Below are 22,864 nucleotides of genomic sequence, written 5' to 3' on the forward strand. Positions count from 1 at the left end.
TCATTTTTTAAAAAGCGGGCTGTTCAGGTTTAATGAAATCGGGTATTTAATGGATGGGATACATAACGGTTATTGCTTTAACTTTAAATATGGAAAGTGGAAGGTGAACAGTTGGATGGAAGCAGCACAACGAGCGGCAATAGATGAGATGAAACGAGAGATTCACCAATGGTTCGACCAATTGGAGAAGCAGGATGCAGCGGATACTGTTAAACGTACGAAGCTGCAAGTAGGCGTCTCTGATTACGCGTTAATAGACTGTACGGCGGAGCCTATACAAATTGTAGATCACGATTTGGGATTTGGTTGGCCGGATGAAAAGGATGAGCAGCCTGATCCGCATGCGCTGTTTACGATAGAGCAGATCCAGACGCTCATTAAGCCTCAACTGGCGGAAGCAATCGGGGAACGTTTGGAATTGCTGGCGGCTTCACCTGTTACGGATTACCGCTTTACTTTTTGCGGGAAGTTCCGGGCTGTGGAAAGCGTCTTCGAGCTTACGCTCGTAGAATACGTGAATGAGGCGAAAAAGCAGGAGCTGCTGGGACATATTCAAACTTATGTGGCGCAAAAGCTGGATGCCGGCAAATTTCCGACGAAGCCGCTGGATACGTTTTTTTTGGTGCGGCACCTGCTGAGTGAGCAGCTTTTCCCGCAGCTGGACGGCGAATGGATCATTGCCAAATTCGAGAAAATTTTAGAGCTCAATAAATCCCGTAAAGAAGCGCTCCAAGAACATCGCAGCTATATCATTATGATGCTGAAAGCCTGGGTGGAAAACCAACTGCTGCCTACGTATTTCGCCATAGAGGAGGGCGAGGATGGACAGAAGCAGTATATATTGAAGCCTGAGGCTGCTGACGACTCCGTACAGCCTGGGCTGATCACGCTGCTGCTTTATGCGGCTGTCGCTATTCTGCGCTTCGAGCCAAGCTATAGCAAGTCAAGAGGGCTCAGCTTTATCGATTGTGCTCGGCAACTAGGAAGCGACAAAGCAACACAGCTGCTTGAAGAAGGCAGCGGCGCCTATCCGAAGGAAGATAGCGATTATAGTGATGCGTTTGTACATTGTAAAGCTAATGATGTATTTTCAACGATTACGATCGTCATCAAGCAGGAGGAGCAGCAGAGCTACGGACGAGCGGTGTCGTTCATCCTTCGATTGCTGCAGCAGGGCTTCCCCAAAAGCTATAAGATCAAGCTTAAGTCGAGCGAGAAGCACTATTTGCCGCTGAAAGGGCTGGCCAAATCGGATACGCACCGTTTCTTTGCAAATGCACTCGCCTTTGATGAGCTGCATTCGCAGCTGGAGCAATATGCGCGCGAGGCAATGGAGGAGTTCGAATGGTATGGCGATGCGGAGGATGAGAAAAGCTGCATGCCGGGTAGCTATGCTGTTTTCGGCTTGGGCCTAGCCGATCCGCGGTATTTTTCGCTAGTCGAGCAGTATATGAAGCTGGTTGATGTAGAGCATCAATCCGTACAAAATAAATTTACCGCCGAGTTCGCGGCCCGCTATGGTGTTAATGCCGATTCTATTGCAACGCTCGTTGTTTGCATGCTGCATAGCACGGAGGAGCTCAAGCTCAAAATCAAGCCGGCCTTTGAAGAGGAAGTCAATTTGGAGCTGCTGCTGGAGCAAGCGGCGGGGCTGCAAAATTATGAAGTGGAGCATCTCATTTATTTGATCTGGGGCGGGACCGACAAGCTGAAAGCAGCAGCTCGCAAAACGAAGGATACGCGCCAGCCGCTTATGGAGCAGCTGCTGCAAGCCGCCTATTAATACAACGCGAGCAGCGCATGCAGGAGCGGGAGCAAATGAGTAATGAGCAATGAGCTATATGAAGCGTTTTTTATAAAAGGAGGCCTGCCCATGTATATCGTATCGACTAATGGTTCACCTATATCGGCAGCGAAGCTGCATCAGCTGGAACAGGAGCGGCAGTTGACACTGCCTGAAGCGTATGTGCGCTTTTTGACTCTTAACGGGCCCGGCACTTATCGCGGTTGGTTTAATATTGAAGTGCCGGATTCCGGCGTGCTGGAGCCGTTTGCCGAGGAGGAGTTTTGGGAGCATAATGATGCCTCCCCGATTACGCAGCAGCAAATTGCCGAATGCGTGTCGATTGGCACGACCATTGATGGCGATTTTCTCGCGGTGCATTCCGATGTAAAGGGCATTCTCTGGCTGCCGCGGCATTCGGAAATCATTGAACTGTATGCTGAGGTTGCGAATGAGCATGCCGACTATACGGAGCTTCTGGATCAGATTTATAGCGAAAAGCTTGCTCAGGAAGCGGCGGCTCCGCCTTATTTTGAGCCATGGACACAAACGCGTAAGCATCAATTTTTTCATTTTGCCCCGGATAAGGCCGGATATGAGCTGCCGGAGCTGGCACGTGAGTGCAAGGAAAGCTTCCAGCCGGATTTTCAGATTGAAAATGCCTATACGTGCACTTTGTTTTTGCAGCGTTTGGGCGGATATATTCGGTTTAATTATGCTTACAGGCTGGAGGTTGCCGTTTTCTATGAGGAGGGGCAGGAGCCGCTTTTGCAACAAATAACCGCTTTTTTGGTAGCTCATAATTGCAAATTGTTAACTTAATGGAAAAGGTGGGCGCACAATGGAAACATTAAATCGATCGATCTGGAACGGACTGCCGAGCCAGGAGAAGGAAATTGTCTTGAAAATGCTGCTGGAAAAGCTTCCGGAAGGCTTTGAATATAAAGGATTGGAAACGTTCGAACGTTATGGCAGCCGGATGGAAACGGGTGTCTATGAATATGAGGGCTATAAGTTCGTTTATGTGCCAGGAGATAAAGCGACGCTGGGCTGGGATCGCTGGGAGCAAGGCTTGGATGCTGCAACAGCTGAAGATTTTCAAGCGACGCTGGACGAGTTTGGTGTTGAGGATCGGGATGCCTTTATTCGTGATCAAATGTCGCTGGTCCGCGAGGCGCAAATTGGCGCTTTGCTCGTCGAATGCGAGACGCATTCGCTAGGCTGGTACGAGGTAGAGCTTGATGACGAGGATTTGGCGGAGGATGAAGATTTTCAGGAGGAATTGAAAAAATTCAAGCTGAGCACCTATTCAGAATATGAGCGTCACCAAAATTTCCGCTTCGTACGCGATGGAGAGGAAATTATCGCTTATTTGTTTAACGATGAGCTGGACGCGGATAGCGTCGCTGAGCAAATCGAGCAATCCGGCTTTAGCCTGCCTACGGAGGATGAGTGGGAATATCTTTACGGCGGCGGCTGCCGGACGTTGTATCCATGGGGCGACAGCTTTGACTATGGGATGAAGCTCAGGCATTTTGAGGAGCTCGCCGAAGGCGAGAGCAGGCCTTACGATTTGGAGCTGCCGAATGCTTTCGGCATTTGCTTCTCAGGTGATCCTTATCAATATGAAATGACGCTGAAGGATGCGGAGTTTTTCCCAAAGGGCGGAGATGGGGGCAGCTTGGTATGCGGCGGAACAGGCCCGGTTGTCGGTTATTTGCCAGCGGCAGCGGTCTATTATCGCGATCCTAATGTGTTTGAGCTAGACTTCGAGGATATTGTCGGCAATTTGCGTTTTAGACGTATAATCCGTTTGTAATAGGGAGGGCGAGCAGCGTGGGATGGTTCGGATTCGGATTTGCGCGGAAAAAAGGATTGAAGCAGCAAAGGCTGGAGCAAGCCTCTCCGGCTGAAAAGGATGACCCGCAGCTTCGCAACTCAGCGCTGCTGGAGCTGAGCAGACGGCTTGCCTTCGGGCAGTCGCAGATCGTGGACGAAGTGACTGAGGCTATGCTGCATGAAGAGGACTATTTTGTGCGCTGGTTTGATCGACTGGATGAGCGGGGAATTAGCTGCCCGATTCCTGAGCTTCCATGGTTTGCGCTCGTCGATTCCTTGCAAGCGGAAGGTCTTGCAAGGGAAATCGACTGGAAAGAGGACAGCTATGAGGTGGCTAGCGTCATTGAAGATTTGCTTGCAAGAAAGCAGCTGCTGCCTGAAGAAGAGTGGAATTGGGAAAATGAAGTGGAAGAAATCATCCCAACCTACGATTTTTTAGTGAAAATGTTCAAGCTGCTTCAAGTGCATTCGATCACGCTCGCCTGCATGGATATTAATAGTGACTGCTACGTGCTGATCACCGTTCCTACCGATGAGATTAGCAAGCTTCAAGCGCTCGCGCTGCGTGCAGGCTATCGGATTCATGAATTTGAATAAGGATAGCAATTGTTCAAGCATAGCCGTAAGCAGCTAATATTAGCTTGTGAAAAATGATAAGAAGCTCCTGCCATTTCGCTGGCGGGAGTTTTTTTTCGTGAAAGGGGTTGACGATTAAAGAGATTCAATATAATATCTGATATATCAGATATCAAATATAAAATTGCAGAGGTGAGGCGATTGGTAACTATGTCTACGCATACCGCTTTCAATTACATTGGGGGAGAGTGGGTATCTTCCTCGTCCGGCGAAGTAGAAGCGAGCTTGAATCCTTCTGCCAAAGGCGAAATTGTCGGCTGGGTGCAAAGCTCCGGCACCGATGATTTGAATGCAGCAGTGCTGGCCGCGAAAGAAGCCCAGCCCATATGGCGCAAGCTGGCCGCTCCGGCAAGAGGCGAATATTTGTTTAAGGCAGCAGCGGCGCTTGAGCGAAGGCTCGATGAAGTTGCTGAAACGATGGCACGCGAGATGGGCAAGACGCTGCCAGAGGCAAAGGGCGAGACGGCAAGAGGCGTGGCGATATTGCGGTATTACGCTGGCGAGGGCATGCGCAAGACAGGCGATGTCATTCCGTCAACGGACAGCGAAGCGCTTATGCTGACAACCCGTGTTCCGCTTGGCGTCGTCGGCGTCATTACGCCGTGGAACTTTCCAATAGCTATTCCACTTTGGAAGATGGCTCCCGCCCTAATATATGGCAATACGGTTGTGCTTAAGCCAGCTACGGAAACTGCTGTAACCGCTGTCAAACTGATGGAATGCTTGGCAGAAGCGGGTTTTCCAGCCGGGACGGTCAATCTCGTAACGGGCAAAGGCTCCGTCGTTGGTCAAGCGATGGCTGAGCATCCATTCATCCAAGGAATTACGTTCACCGGCTCGAACCAGACGGGAAAACGGATTGGCATGGCGGCGCTCGCCCGGGGAGCGAAATATCAGCTGGAGATGGGCGGCAAAAATCCGCTAATCGTCGCTGCTGACGCTGATCTCGATCAAGCGGTAGAAGCGGCTGTAAACGGCGGCTTCCGCTCAACCGGTCAGAAATGCACGGCTACGAGCCGGGTTATTATCGCGAATGATATTTTCGAGCCTTTTGTGGCGAAGCTGCTGGCCCGAACGAAGGAGCTTAAAGTCGGCAGCGCGCTGGCGCCCGATACATGGATGGGGCCTTGCGCCAGCGAGCAGCAATATAATAATGTTGCTTCCTATATTCGCCAAGGCGTAGAGGAAGGTGCGTTGCTGCTGCATGGTGGCGGGCAGCCGGAAGGGCTTGATCAGGAAGGCTATTACATTGAGCCGGCGATTTTTGATCAGGTAGATGCGGGTATGGCGATTGCGCGGGAGGAAATTTTTGGCCCAGTGCTGGCGCTTATGCGATTTGATACGATAGAGGAAGCGTTAGCGATTGCAAATGATACGGAATTTGGCTTAAGCGCTTCCATATTTACGCAAAATATCGCTCATATGCTATCCTTTATTCAGGACATGGATGCGGGCCTTATTCGAATCAATTCGGAGAGTGCGGGTGTGGAGCTGCAAGCGCCGTTTGGCGGCATGAAGCAGTCCAGCTCGCATTCGCGGGAACAAGGGCAGGCAGCGATAGAATTTTTCACCTCTATCAAAACCGTATTTATTAAATCCTGAGAAACAGGCGCGAGGCCTGCTGCAAAATTAGGGGGCGGTAATGATGAGCATACATGGTCAAGAGGAAGATATAGCTTTGCAGACGCGCTCGATTCGCGACGTCATATACGAGAAGCTGAAGGAAGCGATTTTGTCCGAGCAATATAAGGCGGGCCATCATTTGAAGGAACGGGAGCTGGCCAAGCAGTTCGGCATCAGCACAACGCCACTGAAGGAAGCGCTGCGAAGGCTGGAGCAGGAGGGGCTTGTTACGACAAGCGCCAGACGGGGAACGTTCGTCTCCAGCGACATTATGAATTCGGTTGAGGAAATCAACTGGGCGCGATCGGCTCTGGAGGGTGTAGCCGCAAGGCTCGCGGCGCTCAAAATAACGGACGAGGAAGCCAGTGTGCTAACGGAAACAACGGAGCAGATGCGCATTTATACCGAAGCGAAAAATACAGAGCAGCTCATTGCGCTTAATGGACATTTTCACAAATTGATCCGAACGTATGCGAAAAATAATTATATTTTTCAACAGATTGAAGCGATTCATTCCTTTGACCGTTCCTTCCGTAAAAAGGCGCTGTCGCATGAGGATGAGCTGGAGCGGGGCTTTCAGGAGCATTATGCCATCTATCAGGCCATTGTGGCGAAAGATGCTGATCTTGCCGAGAAGCTGATGATTGGGCATATTCGCCGGACGATTGAGTTTGTGAAGGAAAGCAAGGCGGCGGCGAAAGCGAAGAGCTAGCATGCTGGGAGTAGACGGGACAGGCACCAAGCAATAGCAGCTTCGGCAGCGGGCGGGATGAAACGATGGCTGATCTTCATTCCGCAGGCAAACCGCTGGAGCAAACAATAGAAGATTAAGAGAAAGGAGATGCTGTGACGATGCATGAAGGCATTAAAGCTAAACTAAGAGGCATCAATGCGATTAATGTGACACCATTTGATGGACAGCTCGGCATTGATTGGACATCGCTGCAAGGCAACATTCGCTATTTGCTTGACCAAGGCATTCAAGCGATTTATCCATGCGGTAACACAGGCGAGTTTTATGCGCTGAGCGTGGAGGAGGCTAAGGAGGTTACGCGGTTTGTGACAGACACCGTTAACCACGAAAGTTTGGTCATTGCCGGGGTGGGCTATGATGCGAGTACAGCTTCCGAGCTAGCCCTTCATGCGGAAAAATGCGGCGCCGACGGCATTATGGTGCATCAGCCGGTTCATCCCTATTTGCTGGCGCAGGGCGTAGTCGATTATTACAAGCAAATCGCGGCCGCAACCTCGCTGCCCATGGTACTTTATATCCGCAGTGAGCAAATTACACATGAGGCGATTGTACAGGCAACTGCCATACCGAATGTTGTGGGCATCAAATATGCGATTAATCATCCGCCATCCTTTAGCCGCGCTGTACAAGCTGTGGAGGACGACATCGTGTGGATATGCGGAACGGCTGAAATGTGGGCACCGACGTTTTATGCGGCCGGGGCGAAGGGCTTTACGTCGGGAATGGTCAATGTGGATACCCAAAGATCGTTTGCGATGCTGGAGGCGCTGAATGCAGGAAACTATGAGCGGGCGATGGAAATTTGGCGCGAGGTGCTTCCATTCGAGCAGCTGAGGGAAAGCCATCGAAACGGCAATAATGTAAGCGTAGTCAAGGAAGCGATGTACCAGCTGGGGCTGATAGCAACGAGAGCGGTGCGCCCGCCTATTAGCACATTAACGAGCAAGGAATGTGAAGAGGTAGCAGGCATGCTGAGGGAATGGGGCTTGCTGCAGCCCGTATAAGGGCAATTCCTTTTATAAAAATATAGGGAGTATATGATTTTCCCATCTCCTCTCTATATTTCTCGGAATGAAACGCGCCGCGCCGCCAAAAGACGGCGACAGCCGTTTCACCTTGTGTAAGCGCATTAAATGGATTTTAATCAAAAAGGAGGAAGTTGAATGGCGGGGCAAAACAGATCAGAACTGCAATTGCTGCTAAGTAGAACCGCTGAGCGGACGCTGGCGCTTAGCCATACCTTTTCGGATGAACCCGGAGGCATTCGCTGGCGGCGCTGGGATTGGAGCATCGGGGTTGCCTTCTATGGGGTAGTGAAGGCAGGAGAGGCAGCGGGAGATGCACCCTATGACCTGATGCTGAAAGGCTGGATTGATGGGCGAATCAAAGCGCATTTTGAGAAAGTTTGCGTAAACTCCAACTCGCTGCTTCTGACGATGCTGCATTTGCGGGATCAGGACGATGAGGGCCAATATGCGAGTTTTTTTCAGACATTTGACGATTATTTGCTGAATAGCGGGCCGCGCACCGATTCAGGAGCTCTGGAGCATACGGTGCTGGACAATGACTGGTCGGATCAGGTGTGGGCCGATACGCTGTTTATGAGCTTGCTTTATATGGCGCAGCGGGGAGCGCTCCTCCATGATGAGCGGTTCAGGCTGGAAGCCGGAAGACAGCTCGCTCTGCATTGCAAGCTGCTGTTCGACCCTGAAGAGAAGCTGTTTTATCATGGCTGGAACGATAAGCAGCGGAAGTGGATCGGCGTTCATTGGGGCCGAGGCAATGCGTGGATGACGGCGGGCATCGTTGATATTTTGGAGCTGCTGCCGTCCGAGTTTGCGGAGCGGGAGGCGATTTTGGAAACGCTCCATGCGCAAGTAAAGAGGCTAGCTGAGCTGCAAGAGGCTTCAGGGCTGTGGAGAACAGTGCTGAACCGGAAGGACACGTATACAGAAACGTCCGCTACTGCGGGCATTGCTTATGGCTTGCTGAAAGGGATCAGGCTAGGCCTCATTTCGGAGCAATACCGCGAGGTGGCGGAGCGGGCGCTTGATGCAGTAGTGGCAAGCATTGATGAAGAAGGTTATGTAACAGGCGGCTCATCAGGTACCCCGGTGAAGGCGGATGCCGAAGCCTATAACCAAATCCCGTATGAAATTACACCGTTTACGCAAGGTTTGGCATTGCTTGCCCTTCAAGAAGGACTACAGCCTAACAAAAAAGGGAGTGTTTCGATTCATGAAGCTGTCTGATTTGCGCTTAACCGTCGTTGGCGTGCCGCGTTCTACCGGCTTTGTCAGCAAGCATGTCATAGTGGAGCTAATGACCGATGAAGGCTTGACGGGCATCGGCGAAATGTCGGATTTTTCCCATCTTCCTTATTATTCGATTGATTTGAATGACCTGGCGACAGTTCTCAAGGGCATCCTGATCGGACAAAATCCCTTCCAGCTGTCGCGCATCAATATGGAGCTGAAAAGCCATTTTCCCGAAGCCAACTTTTATTACGAGAAAGGTAATTTTATCCGCAATGGCATTGATGCCGCGCTGCATGATTTGTGCGCGAAGGCACTGAATATGTCGGTGTCAGAATTTATGGGCGGGGCTATTCAGGACAAAATTAAAGTATGCTTTCCGATCTTCCGACACCGGTTTATGGAGGAGGTTGAGGAAAATATCGCTGTCGTCCGCGAGCGGCTGGCACAGGGGTTTGACGTATTCCGGCTGTATGTCGGCAAAAACCTTGATGCGGATGAGGCGTTTCTGGACGGGGTGCAGCGCGAGTTCGGCTCACGGGTGAAAATTAAATCGCTCGATTTCAGCCATTTGCTGGACTGGAAGGCATCGCTTAAGGCGATACGCCGCTTATCTGCTTATGACTTTGAAATGGTCGAGAGCCCGGCTCCGCAAAATGATTTCGAAGGGCTGCGGCAAGTTCGCATGAAATCGGATTATCCCGTGAGCGAGCATGTGTGGAGCTTCCGCCAGCAGCATGAGATGCTGCGGCAGGACAGCGTAGATATTTTCAATATTTCGCCGATATTCATTGGCGGCCTGACCTCTGCCCGGAAAGCGGCAGCAGCCGCGGAAGTAGCTGGCAAAGGCTGCCTGCTAGGCACGACGCAGGAGCTGTCGATCGGCACAGCCGCCATGGCGCATCTCGGCAGCACGCTCGTCAATCTGAATTATACGTCGGACCCGACGGGACCGGAGCTATATGTCGGCGATGTGGTTAAGGAGTCGGTTCGTTATGAGGAAGGTTACCTGATCGTGCCAGGGGCTGACAAGCCAGGGCTTGGGATGGAGCTGGACCCGGATAAAATCGAGCAATACCGTGTACCGGATTTAAGCTGGGGAGCGGTATCCGTCCATCAGCTGCAGGATCGCACGTCGCAAACGAAGCAGTAAAAGGTTGTAAAGAGCAGCAGAGAACAGCAGAGGCAAGCTGTGGCAAGCATTCCTAATTAAAAGGGGAGACGACTCATGACAAGCAAGCCGATTCAGCCTTTAGCAAGCAGCAGCAGCAAGCGGTGGGTGAACCTCATCTGCTCCGGCGTATTGACGCTGGGGCTCGCCGCGGGCTGTGCGGGAACAGGAGAGAAAGCCGGCAGCAGCGGGGAAAATTCCGGAGAAAATGCAGGTGTGGGCAAGCCATATAAGCTGTCGATTGCGCTGCGCCAGGTGGGCGATATTCCAGCAAAGGGCAATGAGGTGGAGCAGGCGATTGAAAAGTATACGAATACGGAGCTTGCGATTCAGTGGATTCCGCAAGCAGCATTCGATGATAAAATCAACGTCATGATTGCTTCCAATGAGCTTCCGCAAATTTTAAAGGTCAACTATGTGCCAAACGTAATGAATGCCGCGCGCAACGGCTTGTTTTGGGAGCTGGGGCCGTATTTGAAGGATTATCCGAATTTGGCGGCGCAGGATCAGCGCTACTATGACAATATAAAAATTGACGGAAAGCTGTTCGGCATCCCGAACTACCGCGACATTGGGCGGGCAGCCGTCGTCTACCGCAAAGATTGGTTTGATAAAGCCGGGCTAACACTACCCGCAACGATGGATGATTGGTATAACGTTATGAAAGCGTTTTCTGAAAGTGATCCAGACGGCAATGGCAAGCAGGATTCTTACGGCACGATGCTGTTCAAAAATTACAACGCTGGAACGCAGCCCGTCATTACAAGGCTGGCGGTCAGCATTGGCGGCGTCAATCGCTGGGGAGAGGACAACGGCAAATTCACGCCGGAGTTTAAGACACAGCCATATATGGATGTGCTCCAGCTGTTCCGCAAGCTGTATGCTGACAAGCTGATTAATCAGGATTTTGCCGTCTACGATGTAACGGAGCTGGATAAGGCGATGTATGACGGCAGGGTCGGCATGCGGTTGAATGTGTCGGCGCAAAATGTACAGAGCTACTCTGTCGCCATGAAGGATACGATTCCGACGGCAGAATGGGATATTGCCCCGTTTGCTGGGCCAGATGGTCCGCGCATCGCGGGCGAGCCGGGCAACTTTGGATTTTTGGCGATTCCCAAATCGGCAGTCAAGGATGAGGCGGAGCTGAAGCGCGTGCTGACCTTCCTCGACAAGCTGATGGATGAGCCGATGTCCACGCTGCAAATGCGCGGCATTGAAGGCAAGCATTATGAGGTTGTGGATGGCACTAAAACGAAGTTTACAGATTTTGCTTTGTTCCAGCGGGAGGTCAAGCCATATCGTGACGGACTGCTTAACATTGAAGGCTACAATGTACCGGAAATTGATGATACGCCAATCGCTCTAAAAGGGACAAAAATGGCGAGGGATAACGTTCAATATGCGGTGCCGAATCCCGCGCTGACGCTCAATTCGCCAACGTATAATGAACGTGGAGTAGAGCTTGATCTCATTATTCGCGATGCGGAAACGAAATATATTATGGGCCAAATTGACGATGCAGGCTTTCAGGCGGAAGTAGACAAATGGGCGAAGGCTGGCGGCGATGCCGTCGTGAAGGAATATGAGTCGTCCTTCGTAGAGCTTGGAGGCTAACAAGGGAGGGACGCGCATGAACGCACAAATCCGCACGACGGGCAGCAGCAGTAGCAGGCCAGGCGGATCAACGCTTGGCAAGGAGCGGGTAAGCAGGCGCAGCGAGTGGCTGCGGGAGCTGATCAAGGATAAATGGATGTATGCGATGCTGCTTCCAGGCGTACTATTTTTCATCATTTTCAAATACGTCCCGATGTACGGCGTCATTATCGCGTTTCAGGATTATCAGCCCTTTCAGGGCGTGCTGGGGAGCAGCTGGGCGGGACTTAAGCATTTCGAACGATTTTTCTCGGAGCCGCAGTTTTGGCAGCTGTTCCGCAATACGCTGCTGCTGGCAGTTTACAACATCGTCTTCTTCTTTCCGCTGCCGATTGTGCTTGCTTTAATGCTGAATGAAGTACGGGTCGAGCGCTTCAAGCGGTTTGTGCAGACGATGATCTATATTCCCCATTTCGTCTCTTGGGTCGTCGTCGTAGGGGTATTCTACATTATACTGACGACGGAAGGCGGCATTATCAATGAAATGCTGTTTGCGCTAACCGGGCATAAAATCGCCTTTTTGCTGGAGCCGAGCTGGTTCCGAACGATTATTATGTCGCAGTCGATCTGGAAGGAAGTAGGCTGGGGCACGATTATTTTTCTCGCAGCGCTGTCGGGTGTTGATGTGCAGCTGTATGAAGCAGCGCGAATGGACGGAGCCAATCGGCTAAGACAGTTGTGGCATATTACACTGCCAGCTATTCGCAGCACAATCGTCATTTTGCTTATTTTGCGGCTCGGCACGTTTCTCGATTCCGGGTTCGAGCATATTTTCCTCATGCTTGCTCCGACGAACCGCGATGTAGGCGAAGTATTCGACACGTATGTGTACGTGAAAGGCTTGACGCAGGCCCAGTACAGCTACAGCGCGGCAGTTGGCTTGTTCAAATCCTTTATCGGCCTCATTCTGGTGCTGGGAGCGAACTGGATGGCCAAGAAGTTTGGGCAGGAAGGGGTTTACTAGCGCCATTATGAGAGCAGGAGGAGAGGACAATGAGCCAGGATCAGTCTTATGTTCGCGTTGACAATACGCTGGGCAACAAATTGTTTGACGGCGCCAATTTCATCGTGCTGACGATTATTGCTTTGGTGACGGTACTGCCGTTCATTTATATTTTGGCTGTATCTTTTACGAGTCCAGAGGAGGCGGCAAAAGGGGGCTTTATTCTTTTCCCGAAGTCGTTCTCGCTGTCGGCTTATCAATATATTTTCTCGACCGATACGCTGATGCGCAGCCTGCTCGTCTCGATTTATGTGACAACGCTCGGCACGGCCATCAATCTGCTGTTGACCTGCCTGATGGCCTATCCGCTTGCAAAGCAGACGCTGCGCGGGCGGCAGCCGATTTTAATGGCGGTGCTGTTTACGATGCTGTTCAGCGGCGGGCTCATTCCGACTTATTTTGTCGTAAGCGGCATGGGGCTGACGAATACGCTGTGGTCGCTGATGATCCCGAATGCCATAAGCGCGTTTAATCTGATTGTGCTGAAAAACTTTTTTCAGCAAATTCCCGATGGGCTGGAGGATTCTGCGCGAATCGACGGCTGTACGGATGTCGGCGTGCTGTTCCGAATTGTTATCCCACTATCGATGCCTGCCATTGCGACCTTTGGCATGTTTTATGCGGTATCGCATTGGAACCAGTTTTTCAGCGCCATCATTTATATTAATGACAGCGATAAATGGCCGGTACAGGTGCTGCTGCGGGAAATCGTTATTTTGGCGCAAAGCCGGATCGGCGATACCGGATTCGATGAGACGGCGATTCAGCCGCAAACGATTCGGATGGCGGTCATCGTATTTGCTACGATTCCGATTTTGCTCGTGTATCCGTTTTTGCAAAAGCATTTTGCCAAGGGCGTTATGCTCGGTTCGGTTAAAGGATAAGGACAGGCAGGTAGGCAGCTACGTATGCGTTCAATCCACCAGGTAAATCAAGTCAATCAGCTAAAACAGCGGCAAAGCAGCCGCATCTTCATCCCTCCGAGTGGGATAAGGTGCGCAGCCTTGCCGCTGTTCGCTGTTTGCATAACCGGGCAAAGGAACGCTTATAAACGCAATTGGTTGAAAAAATGAAAGTATTGCTTCTGAATCTTTATTGTAATTATTAAGATTGTATATAGAATAGGACGTGTAAACGAAAACAGCTAGAAACATCCCGTTGATATTGCTATAGAAAAGCTATTGAAATGAAGGGGGATGGAAGATGTTGAACGTTTTAGTAGTGGATGATGAACCAAAGCACAGAAGAGGGTTATCCCGAATGCTTAAACATTTAAGGCCGGAATATACCATTTATGATGCGATGGATGGGGCGGAGGCGCTGCAAAGCATGAGCGTGCATCCCATTGATTTGGTGTTCACAGATATTCAGATGCCGATTATGGATGGCCTCGAATTTATGGAGCATCTCATCGAACGCGGGGGAAGCGAATGCATTATTATAATGAGCGCTTATTCGGACTTCGAATACGCGCAGCGTGCTCTGCAATTAGGAGCTAGCGATTATTTGCTGAAGCCGGTTGAAGAACAAAAAATCGTCCAGCTGCTCGCGAAAACCGAAAATAAAATGCACACTATACGCCTCGCCTCCGTGGAGGCTTCCCTTGCCGAATTGTTTGAAGGATTGCCGGATAAGGACGATTATCAGCGGCTTGAAAGAGCCTTTCCCGCTGTTAAGCAGGGTATGGTTATGGCCGCAGTGCTGAATTCGAAAATCGGGACTGGCGATCGCAAATGGATGCTGAGTGAGCTCAAAGCGAAGCTGGAAGCAGCCTTGAAGGCGCAAGGATTTTCATTCGCTTTCTACCAGTCTGATAAGGTGCTTCACACCATGATCATTAGCGGGGAAAACGCACCAATCGTCACCCCCGAATGGGAAGGCAGGCTGCGAATGCTCATCCGCCATTTCTCTGCCCAGCATGCAGCCGAATTAACGTTTGGCTTGGGGAGCAGCTTCACCAGTTGGGAGCATGAAGCCAGGGAATCTTTTAAACAAGCTAATCTCGCCTTACAAACGCGATTTTACAAGGGCGGAGGCGTTCTGCTCGAAGCCGAGCAAATGAATGACAGCAGTCATCGGGCGCTGCTGAAGCTAGAGGTGCGTTTTTTGACAGACGCTGTTGTATCGGGCGATAAGCCCGGCATTCGTTCGTATTTGGATTCCATCATTAATCAAGCGACCGCAAGCAGCTTCCCCCAGCCTGAAAAGCTAGTATATGCCATCGCTGCTGCTATCCATCATTTAACCTCCTGCTTAATGGAAAAAGGGCTGCTTTCTTTCAATAGCACGGCATTGGAGGAAGCGCTGCTGCAATGCCATACCGTCGAGCAATTAAAAAATGCGGCTCAGGCATGGATTTTCGAGTTGGCCGATTGTTTGGATAATCGAACCTCTTATCGCAGCGAAGCTATCATTGTTGCCTGCAAAGCCTATATTGAAAACCACTATGACGAAGAATTGTCCCTCAGTACGATCGCTGCGAAATTTCATTTTAATGCTTCTTACTTTTGTTTGTTATTCAAAACGCATACCCATACGACCATTAACCAATATATTATGCAAACGAGAATGAAGGCTGCCGCCGGACAATTGTTGCAAACCTCGCAAAAGGTGTACCAAATTGCCGAAAACGTCGGATACAAGGATGTAAAATATTTCATCCGGCTGTTCCGCAAGGAATATGGCAGCAGTCCAGAGGAATATCGTCATTTATCTGCTTCTCGTTAAAGGAGGGGGTTTAGCTGCGTACGCCTTATTTTTTACATCGCTTTCAAAAGTATTTTAGCTTTCGGTCTAAGCTTTTGCTCACCTATGCGCTCATCGTCACGCTGCCGCTCGTCATATTGAGCTCAAAATATTTTTATTCCAGCAGGGAATTTGTTTCGGATTTTGCCCGGCAAAACCTTTATTCGATCGTGAAGCAGAACAATGAAATCATTGATGAAGAGCTTTCGCGGGTGGAAGAAAGCAGTCTGGCCATGTTCGCCGATCAGGTGCTGTATGAGCAATACTTGCATGCGGACCCAAAGGACGAATACAGCATGATTACGATGGAGAAAAAAGTGAATCAAGTCATCAGCAAATATTTCCTCGATTTAAATCAAATCTACTCGATTCATTTGATGACGAGCTATGCGAATATCGGCACGTCTACTTTTATTCCGTATCAGGATTTTAATAAGACCGCTTTATATCAAAGGGCATGGGCAGGAAACGGGGGGATGGCATGGGTGCCGACGTTTTCATTCGATCGGATGTTTGACCGGAAAACGAGCCAAGTGAGGCCGCCAGAATATGCCCATCTATTGTCGGGTGTACGCCTGCTCAAGTTGTTTCAGATTAATAATAGCGAAGTGATCGAGCTGCAAGGGAAGGCTGAGCTGCCAGTGCTGGTCGTGACCTATAATCCTGAGATGTACGGCGCACATTTGTCGGGAGCACTTCCTGCTGATGGCGCTTCTTATTTTATTATGAGTGCTGAAGGCGAGCTCATATCTGGCACGGATATGTTTAAGGAAGCCCGCCTCGGCAAGCCCGCATGGCTCGATGAGATCGCAGCGATGAAAAGCGGCACGATAACCGTTATGCAGGATGGAAAGCCGCTGATCGTTTGCTTTGATACGTCTAAAGTAACGGGCTGGATATCGGGCATTACGATTTCCCCGGGGAAGCTAATGGCCTCTTTTTTGCCGGAAATTAAATCCTATACGCTCTACTTGGCTGTATTTCTGCTTATCGTATCCCTTCTGCTGGCTTATATATTCGCGAGCTCCATAACGAAGCCTATACATCAACTGCTGAAAGCGATAAAAAAGACAGGCGAGGGCGAATTTGATACTAGAATCCCCGTCGAGTCCTATAACGAGATGGGTTATCTCATTCACAAATACAATCAAATGAATGTGAAAATCAATCGATTAATCGAAGAAAATTACATCGTCAAGCTAAGGGAGAAAGAAACGCAAATTATGTCGCTGAATATACAGCTTAACCCTCATTTTTTGTATAACACCTTAAACATTATGAATTGGACCGCTTTGGAAAATAATCAGAAGGAATTAAGCAGCATGATCGTCAGCTTATCTGCGATGCTGCAATACACATCTGCAAATAGCCAGGACATAGGCGATTTCAATGATGATTTAAATTGGCTCAAGCATTATATTTTTATCACGGATCAACGCTTTGAAGGGAAATTTGCCGTTACCTATGACATTGCTCCCGAGCTTTATACATACACGGTGCCTAAGCTTTTTTTACAGCCCTTTGTTGAAAATGCGATCGTGCATGGCTTTGCCCATATTCATCGCGGCGGGCTTATTCACATTCGCGGCTGGCTGGAGGACAAGCAGCGCTGCTTCACGGTCGAAGATAACGGCATCGGCATTCCAGAGAGCCAAATTGCGTCTTTGACCGAAACGGAAAGCAGCTCGATCGGCATTCAAAATGTCGACAAACGAATAAAGCTTATCTACGGAGATTCATATGGCGTTACCATTCATTCCCAGCCCCAACAGGGCACGGTGGTGAAAATTCATTTGCCTATATAGAAAAAGCGAAGATCCTCCACCAATACAAAAATGTTCGAATTCTTTTTATAGCGGCTCTTATTTACAATAAAACTATAAACCATATGTAAATATGATGGAGGGCGAGCCAATGAAGAAAGCTAAACGTTTAACCGCATTAGCTTTGTCGGCAGTTTTCACCATGACAGTCATACTGACAGCCTGCTCCAGCGATGAAGGGTCTCCTGAAAATCAATCCGGCGTAAAACCACCGAAAGACGGCGAGCAGGTTACGCTTAAATTTTCCTTTTGGGGCGATACGATCGAGAAGAAGACGGTTACGGAGGCGCTTAAGCGTTTTGAGCAAGAAACGGGCATCATCGTCGAGCCTATGCATGTGCCATCGGATTATTTGACGAAGCTGACGACGATGGTAGCCGGAAATGTGGCACCCGATCTCGGTTATTTGTCTTCTGGCGCGGCGCTCACCTGGGCAGAGGATGGAAAGCTGCTTAATCTCACCCCGCTCATTGAAAGCGATCCCGATTTTAAGAAGGAAGATTATTTAGATCAAATTTGGTACGATTACGCGCCTGGCAAGACGATTGGAATGAGCACGGCAGTCGAAGGCTACGGACTCATGTACAACAAGGATATGCTGTTGGACGCGGGTGTGGAGCTGCCTCCGACAGAAGCAGGCAAGGCATGGGATTGGGATACGTTTATCGAATATTCAAAAAAATTAACGCTGGATGACACGGGGAAAAATGCGCTGGACCCTGCCTTTAATCCAAATAAAATCAAACAGTACGGCTTTCAATATGATCCTTACAACATGATGGCAGCGGTTGTGTCCAATGGCGGCAACTTCTTAACGGAAGATGGCAAGGGCTTTGGACTAGTGGAGCCGGAAGCGATCGAAGCAATTCAAAAGCTTGCTGACCTGATGTATGTACACCATGTTTCACCTACCCCGCTTCAAACGAAAAGCCTTCCCGATATGGCGCTGCAGACGAAAAAAGTCGCCATGACCGTATCTGGAAACTGGGCTCTGCAAGCATTCGCCGAACAGGACTTTAATCTAGGCGTAGGCGTTCTTCCCAAATTAAAAGATAGCAATACGCTGCTGGATGGCGCACCGACGGTCATATTCAGCTCAACCAAACATCCTGAGGAAGCATGGCTGCTTTATAAATATATGGCTGATCCGGAATCGGTGCTGCCGCTGATCGCAGGCGGATTGTGGATGCCGCTCAAAAAAGCGTGGTATACCGATCCAGAGCTGATCAGCAAATGGGCTTCAGGAAACAAGGCGCATCCAGAGGGCTATACGGAATCCTTTATGAAGCAAACGCTGGAGAATGGCATACGGACGCCAGGCTTTGAGGTGAAAAATCTAGCTAAAATCAATGCGCTCGTCACGCCTGCCCTTGATTTGGTATGGACGGGCAAAGAAACGGCCGAGCAAGCGTTAAAAGGGGTTGAACCTAAAGTGGAGCCGCTGATTCAGGGCTATTACGGAAGGTAGCCAGGGGGATAGCCATTCGCCCGGAGAGGAGGTTTTTTTTATCACTCGTAAACGCCGTATTGCGCTTGCTGGCATCCTGTTTGCCTTGCCCAGCATTTTGGGCCTGCTCACTTTCACCATTTTGCCGATGCTATCAAGCTTATTGCTAAGCTTCACGGATTATCGCATTGTGAATACGCCGAAATTTATCGGGTTCGACAATTATACGAGGCTTTTTGATGGCACGGATCAATATTTTTACAACTCTTTAGCGGTTACTTTTAAGTACGTGATTTTAAGAGTTCCTCTCGGGCTTATGTTTTCATTTATCGTCGCCTTTTTGCTTAATATGGAGTTTATTCGCGGCAAGTCGATTTTTCGAACGATCTTTTATTTGCCCGTGATTGTGCCTGCTGTCGCTTCTTCAATGATTTGGATTTGGTTGTTCAGTCCTGATTTAGGACTATTCAACAGCTTTCTGGAAGCGCTCAATCTCCCAACTTTAAACTGGCTTTATTCAGAGGAGACGGTCGTTCCTTCTATTGTTCTTATGAGCCTTTGGGGAATGGGGAGCACGATCATCATTTTTCTGGCGGGCTTGCAAGGTGTGCCGAGATCGCTGTACGAGGCGGCTATCGTCGATGGTGCAGGCGCCATGCGCAAATTTCTGCACATTACGATACCGATGATGACGCCGATTATTTTCTTTAATTTGATTATGGGGTCGATTGGCGCCTTTCAGGTGTTCACCGAAGCGCTCATTATGACACAAGGCGGACCAAACAATGCGAGCTTGTTCTATAACTATTACATTTATCGGGAGGCCTTTTTATTTGGGGAAATGGGGCATGCTTCGGCGATTGCCTGGATTCTCTTTATCATCATTCTTATCGTGACGGCGATTTTTTTCCGGACTTCGAAATCATGGGTATTTTATGAAAGCGAGGTGTAGCCCATATGCTGAGAAGCCGCCGAATTTCGCAAATAATCGTCTATTTTTTCCTGCTCCTAGGAGCCGCTTTCTGCCTGCTTCCGCTGTTCTGGCTCATACGCAGCTCGCTCATGACGTCGTTGCAAATTTTTGAAATGCCGCCCAAATGGATTCCTGCCCCGTTTCAATTTCATAACTATGTGGAGGCGCTGACATCGATCGATTTCTTCCGCTTTTTCCGAAATACGCTGACCATTACGGTTAGCTGCTTGGCAGGAGCGCTGATCAGCAGCTCTCTAGGCGCGTATAGCTATGCCAGACTGAGCTGGCCGGGGAGAAATATTTTTTTCTCCTTGCTGTTAGCCAGCATGATGCTGCCTAGTGCAGTCACCTTGATTCCTACCTTTATTGGCTGGCGATTGGTAGATCTCATTAATACGTATTTTCCGCTTATTATGCCGGTCTGGTTTGGCTCAGCGTTTGATATTTTTCTGCTCAGACAGTTTTATTCGAGCATTCCAAAAGATTTGGATGAAGCGGCGTATGTCGATGGAGCGGGCCCCTGGACTATTTTTTACCGCATCATTATCCCTTTGTCTAAGCCGGCTTTAATCGTCATTGGACTGTTTTCGTTTATGAATTCCTGGAATGATTTTATGGGGCCGCTCGTTTATTTGAACGAGGAAAGCAAATTTACGATGGCGCTTGGCCTCCAAATGTTTCAGTCGCTGCACAGTGCGCAGTGGCATTTGCTAATGGCTGCTTCCACCTTTGTCATTATGCCTGTCATCATCGTGTTTTTTATAGGGCAGCGTTATTTTATTGAAGGCATTACGTTAACCGGTATGAAAGGGTGATAACCAAATGAAAGCAAGCATGAGAATTAAACAAGCGGCTCAAGCTTTCGCATTAGGCGAGGTTAAGCTGCTGGAGGGGCCATTTAAGCATGCGATGGAAACGAATCGCCGTTATCTTCTGGAGCTTGAGCCAGACAGACTGCTGGCTAGATTTAGAGAATATGCAGGACTTGAGCCGCGAGCGCCGCAATATGGGGGCTGGGAAGCAGAGAGCTTGTCGGGACATACGTTAGGGCATTATTTATCCGCGTGCTCGATGATGTATAGCTCTTTGGCAGAGGCGGAATTCAAGGAAAGAGTCGATTATATAACGGATGAGCTTGAGCTTTGCCAAAATAAGCATGGGGATGGTTATGTTTCTGGCATTCCGCGCGGCAAGGAAGTTTTCCATGAAGTGGCTTCCGGAAATATTCAATCCAAGGGATTTGACTTGAATGGGGCCTGGGCGCCCTTGTACACGCTGCATAAGTTGTTTGCGGGACTGAGGGATGCTTACCGGCTAACCGGCAATGAGAAAGCGCTCGTTGTGGAAAGGAAGCTTGCCGACTGGGTTGAAGGCATTCTCGCCCCGCTGTCTACAGAGCAAATGGAAGAAATGATGATCTGCGAGTATGGCGGCATGAACGAGGTTTTAGCTGATCTATATGCCGATACGAATGAATACAAATATTTAACGTTAGCCGAGAAATTTTGGCATAAGCTTGTCCTTGATCCGCTTGCTGAGCATGTGGACTGCCTGCCCGGAAAGCATGCGAATACCCAAATTCCGAAGCTGATTGGCCTAGCGAAGGAATATGAATGGACTAGCGACGAGAAGCGCCGGGATACGGCTGAGTTTTTCTGGAACAGCGTCGTTCATCACCATTCCTATGCGAATGGCGGTAATAGCTTTGGCGAATATTTTGGCGATGCGGATTCGTTTAATGACAGGCTGGGGCCGCAAACGACGGAAACGTGCAACACCTACAATATGCTGAAGCTGACGAAGCATCTGTTTGAGTGGAAAGCATCAGCTGCGGAAGCCGACTATTATGAACGGGCGCTGTTTAATCATATACTCGCGTCCCAGCATCCGGAGTCTGGCGGCATGACGTATTTTTTGTCGCTGGCAATGGGCGGGCATAAAATTTTTGATGACAAATTCGACGATTTCACCTGCTGCATCGGCACAGGAATGGAAAGCCAGGCCAGCTATGGCAGCGCGATTTATTTTAAAGGGGAAGACCAACTGTTTGTGAACCAGTTTATCCATTCCGAGCTGGCGTGGACGGAAAAGGGCGTAACGCTGCTGCAGGAGACGGAATATCCGTTGGACGATGTGATAGGGCTCAAGCTATCGTGCGCGAAGCCTGTGCAGTTCAGTCTCAACATTCGCTATCCGGGCTGGGCGGAGCAAGGGGTTTCCATTGAAATTAATGGTGAACCGATAGCGGTTGACCAATCCCCTGGCTCCTTTATTGCGATCAACCGTTTATGGATCGACGGGGATTTGATTCGGGTTGTTATTCCGATGTCGCTAAGGCTGGAGGCTATGGCAGACAATGCCGATCGCGCAGCGATTTTTTATGGACCTGTGCTGCTTGCGGGTGATCTGGGGAGCCATGATGATCCCCATGCTTCCGAGTATCTTTATGCGCCTGTTTTGCTGGCAAAAGGGAAGCCGCTGGATACATGGCTGGAAGCTGTGCCTGGCAAAAGCTTGGCTTTCCAAAGCAAATTGGTCGGTTACCCCCGCAATGTGGAGCTTGCGCCATTTTACCAAATGGTTGACCGTTCCTATACCGTTTATTGGGACTTGTTCACGCCGGATGGCTGGGCGATAGCGGAAGCGGATTACAGAAAAGTGATGGAAAAGATGCAAAGGCTGGAGCAATGCACAATTGATTATGCGCAGCCAGGAGAAATGCAGCCGGAGCGTGATCATGATTTTAAAGGCGACAGCTCGACTCGCGTCGGCATGTTGAACTGCAGGGCATTCCGCATGGCGGGCCAAGGCGGGTGGTTCTCGTTCGATTTGAAGGTGAAGCCCGAAAGCGAAATGATGCTGGTCGTGACTTATACATCGGCACAAGAGATGCCGAATTGCGAGTTTGATGTCTGTTTGAATGGCGAGCTGCTGACAGAGGTGGAGGAAGGTTTTACGGAAGAGGATAAGTTCTATAATGTAAACTTCCCGCTCCCGGCTGCAGCACTTGCTGGTGCCGAGAAGGTAACCGTTACATTCCAAGGCAAAGAAGGAAAACGCATTCGCCGCGTATTCGGCCTTAGAATTGTGGATCGCGAGCAATATAAGCAGTTGGGCGTGCAAAGCGACTCTATTTAAAAGCATGTTGAACAGGCG

At 49.7% G+C, this 22,864-nt stretch carries 18 protein-coding genes; all 18 read left to right on the plus strand.

Going from position 1 to position 22,864, the window contains the following annotated elements; all coding sequences use genetic code 11:
• Positions 1-115: 115 nt before the first annotated feature.
• The 18 genes from AC50X8_RS16400 (at position 116) to AC50X8_RS16485 (ending at position 22,846) form a co-directional block, all read left to right on the plus strand.
• Complete coding sequence (locus AC50X8_RS16400; RefSeq protein WP_494880404.1) at positions 116-1,783, plus strand: DUF6138 family protein; 1,668 nt, start codon at positions 116-118, stop codon at positions 1,781-1,783.
• Positions 1,784-1,825: 42 nt separating this feature from the next.
• Complete coding sequence (locus tag AC50X8_RS16405; RefSeq protein ID WP_155972693.1) at positions 1,826-2,605, plus strand: SMI1/KNR4 family protein; 780 nt, start codon at positions 1,826-1,828, stop codon at positions 2,603-2,605.
• Positions 2,606-2,624: 19 nt separating this feature from the next.
• Positions 2,625-3,602 carry a hypothetical protein gene (locus AC50X8_RS16410; RefSeq protein WP_494880407.1) on the plus strand — a complete coding sequence of 326 codons (978 nt, stop codon included), beginning with the start codon at positions 2,625-2,627 and terminating at the stop codon, positions 3,600-3,602.
• A gap of 17 nt (positions 3,603-3,619) precedes the next feature.
• Complete coding sequence (locus AC50X8_RS16415) at positions 3,620-4,219, plus strand: DUF6630 family protein (protein ID WP_494880408.1); 600 nt, start codon at positions 3,620-3,622, stop codon at positions 4,217-4,219.
• Between the two features lie 189 nt (positions 4,220-4,408).
• Positions 4,409-5,860, plus strand: coding sequence for an alpha-ketoglutaric semialdehyde dehydrogenase GucD (gene gucD, locus AC50X8_RS16420; protein WP_494880410.1), 1,452 nt, complete (start codon positions 4,409-4,411; stop codon positions 5,858-5,860).
• A 43-nt stretch (positions 5,861-5,903) separates the two neighbouring features.
• Entirely contained in the window at positions 5,904-6,593 is a 690-nt protein-coding gene (locus AC50X8_RS16425) for a GntR family transcriptional regulator (protein ID WP_056028404.1), read from the plus strand.
• 140 nt (positions 6,594-6,733) lie between these two features.
• Positions 6,734-7,639, plus strand: coding sequence for a dihydrodipicolinate synthase family protein (locus AC50X8_RS16430; RefSeq protein WP_494880412.1), 906 nt, complete (start codon positions 6,734-6,736; stop codon positions 7,637-7,639).
• Positions 7,640-7,798: 159 nt separating this feature from the next.
• Positions 7,799-8,887: a glycoside hydrolase family 88/105 protein gene (locus tag AC50X8_RS16435; protein WP_056028398.1), complete on the plus strand. Its 1,089-nt coding sequence runs from the start codon at positions 7,799-7,801 to the stop codon at positions 8,885-8,887.
• Positions 8,874-10,043 (plus strand): mandelate racemase/muconate lactonizing enzyme family protein, encoded by a 1,170-nt coding sequence (locus AC50X8_RS16440; RefSeq protein ID WP_056028395.1) that lies wholly within the window; start codon positions 8,874-8,876, stop codon positions 10,041-10,043. The genes AC50X8_RS16435 and AC50X8_RS16440 overlap by 14 nt, the downstream gene beginning before the upstream one ends.
• 75 nt (positions 10,044-10,118) lie before the next feature.
• Entirely contained in the window at positions 10,119-11,678 is a 1,560-nt protein-coding gene (locus tag AC50X8_RS16445) for an extracellular solute-binding protein (protein ID WP_494880415.1), read from the plus strand.
• Between the two features lie 16 nt (positions 11,679-11,694).
• Complete coding sequence (locus tag AC50X8_RS16450) at positions 11,695-12,681, plus strand: ABC transporter permease (RefSeq protein ID WP_056028389.1); 987 nt, start codon at positions 11,695-11,697, stop codon at positions 12,679-12,681.
• 29 nt (positions 12,682-12,710) lie between these two features.
• Positions 12,711-13,604, plus strand: coding sequence for a carbohydrate ABC transporter permease (locus AC50X8_RS16455; protein ID WP_056028386.1), 894 nt, complete (start codon positions 12,711-12,713; stop codon positions 13,602-13,604).
• A gap of 319 nt (positions 13,605-13,923) precedes the next feature.
• Entirely contained in the window at positions 13,924-15,447 is a 1,524-nt protein-coding gene (locus AC50X8_RS16460) for a response regulator (protein WP_081418550.1), read from the plus strand.
• A gap of 74 nt (positions 15,448-15,521) precedes the next feature.
• On the plus strand, positions 15,522-17,270 hold the full coding sequence (locus AC50X8_RS16465) for a sensor histidine kinase (protein ID WP_494880417.1): 1,749 nt from the start codon (positions 15,522-15,524) through the stop codon (positions 17,268-17,270).
• Between the two features lie 109 nt (positions 17,271-17,379).
• Positions 17,380-18,756 (plus strand): ABC transporter substrate-binding protein, encoded by a 1,377-nt coding sequence (locus AC50X8_RS16470; RefSeq protein WP_056028377.1) that lies wholly within the window; start codon positions 17,380-17,382, stop codon positions 18,754-18,756.
• Positions 18,757-18,883: 127 nt separating this feature from the next.
• Complete coding sequence (locus AC50X8_RS16475; RefSeq protein WP_155972917.1) at positions 18,884-19,687, plus strand: carbohydrate ABC transporter permease; 804 nt, start codon at positions 18,884-18,886, stop codon at positions 19,685-19,687.
• Positions 19,688-19,692: 5 nt separating this feature from the next.
• Positions 19,693-20,523, plus strand: coding sequence for a carbohydrate ABC transporter permease (locus tag AC50X8_RS16480; protein WP_494880419.1), 831 nt, complete (start codon positions 19,693-19,695; stop codon positions 20,521-20,523).
• A gap of 7 nt (positions 20,524-20,530) precedes the next feature.
• On the plus strand, positions 20,531-22,846 hold the full coding sequence (locus tag AC50X8_RS16485; protein WP_494880421.1) for a beta-L-arabinofuranosidase domain-containing protein: 2,316 nt from the start codon (positions 20,531-20,533) through the stop codon (positions 22,844-22,846).
• Positions 22,847-22,864: the final 18 nt, after the last annotated feature.

The organism is Paenibacillus sp. JT22N15 (assembly GCF_059383755.1).

What these genes read in the sequence shown, in the direction of transcription:
- AC50X8_RS16400 (WP_494880404.1), top strand. Translation starts at nt 116, where the DNA reads ATGGAAGCAGCACAACGAGCGGCAATAGATGAGATGAAACGAGAGATT.
- AC50X8_RS16475 (WP_155972917.1), top strand. Translation starts at nt 18,884, where the DNA reads ATGCTATCAAGCTTATTGCTAAGCTTCACGGATTATCGCATTGTGAAT.
- AC50X8_RS16435 (WP_056028398.1), top strand. Translation starts at nt 7,799, where the DNA reads ATGGCGGGGCAAAACAGATCAGAACTGCAATTGCTGCTAAGTAGAACC.
- AC50X8_RS16455 (WP_056028386.1), top strand. Translation starts at nt 12,711, where the DNA reads ATGAGCCAGGATCAGTCTTATGTTCGCGTTGACAATACGCTGGGCAAC.
- AC50X8_RS16450 (WP_056028389.1), top strand. Translation starts at nt 11,695, where the DNA reads ATGAACGCACAAATCCGCACGACGGGCAGCAGCAGTAGCAGGCCAGGC.
- AC50X8_RS16440 (WP_056028395.1), top strand. Translation starts at nt 8,874, where the DNA reads ATGAAGCTGTCTGATTTGCGCTTAACCGTCGTTGGCGTGCCGCGTTCT.
- AC50X8_RS16430 (WP_494880412.1), top strand. Translation starts at nt 6,734, where the DNA reads ATGCATGAAGGCATTAAAGCTAAACTAAGAGGCATCAATGCGATTAAT.
- gucD (WP_494880410.1), top strand. Translation starts at nt 4,409, where the DNA reads ATGTCTACGCATACCGCTTTCAATTACATTGGGGGAGAGTGGGTATCT.
- AC50X8_RS16470 (WP_056028377.1), top strand. Translation starts at nt 17,380, where the DNA reads ATGAAGAAAGCTAAACGTTTAACCGCATTAGCTTTGTCGGCAGTTTTC.
- AC50X8_RS16445 (WP_494880415.1), top strand. Translation starts at nt 10,119, where the DNA reads ATGACAAGCAAGCCGATTCAGCCTTTAGCAAGCAGCAGCAGCAAGCGG.
- AC50X8_RS16485 (WP_494880421.1), top strand. Translation starts at nt 20,531, where the DNA reads ATGAAAGCAAGCATGAGAATTAAACAAGCGGCTCAAGCTTTCGCATTA.
- AC50X8_RS16460 (WP_081418550.1), top strand. Translation starts at nt 13,924, where the DNA reads ATGTTGAACGTTTTAGTAGTGGATGATGAACCAAAGCACAGAAGAGGG.
- AC50X8_RS16410 (WP_494880407.1), top strand. Translation starts at nt 2,625, where the DNA reads ATGGAAACATTAAATCGATCGATCTGGAACGGACTGCCGAGCCAGGAG.
- AC50X8_RS16425 (WP_056028404.1), top strand. Translation starts at nt 5,904, where the DNA reads ATGAGCATACATGGTCAAGAGGAAGATATAGCTTTGCAGACGCGCTCG.
- AC50X8_RS16405 (WP_155972693.1), top strand. Translation starts at nt 1,826, where the DNA reads ATGAGCAATGAGCTATATGAAGCGTTTTTTATAAAAGGAGGCCTGCCC.
- AC50X8_RS16480 (WP_494880419.1), top strand. Translation starts at nt 19,693, where the DNA reads ATGCTGAGAAGCCGCCGAATTTCGCAAATAATCGTCTATTTTTTCCTG.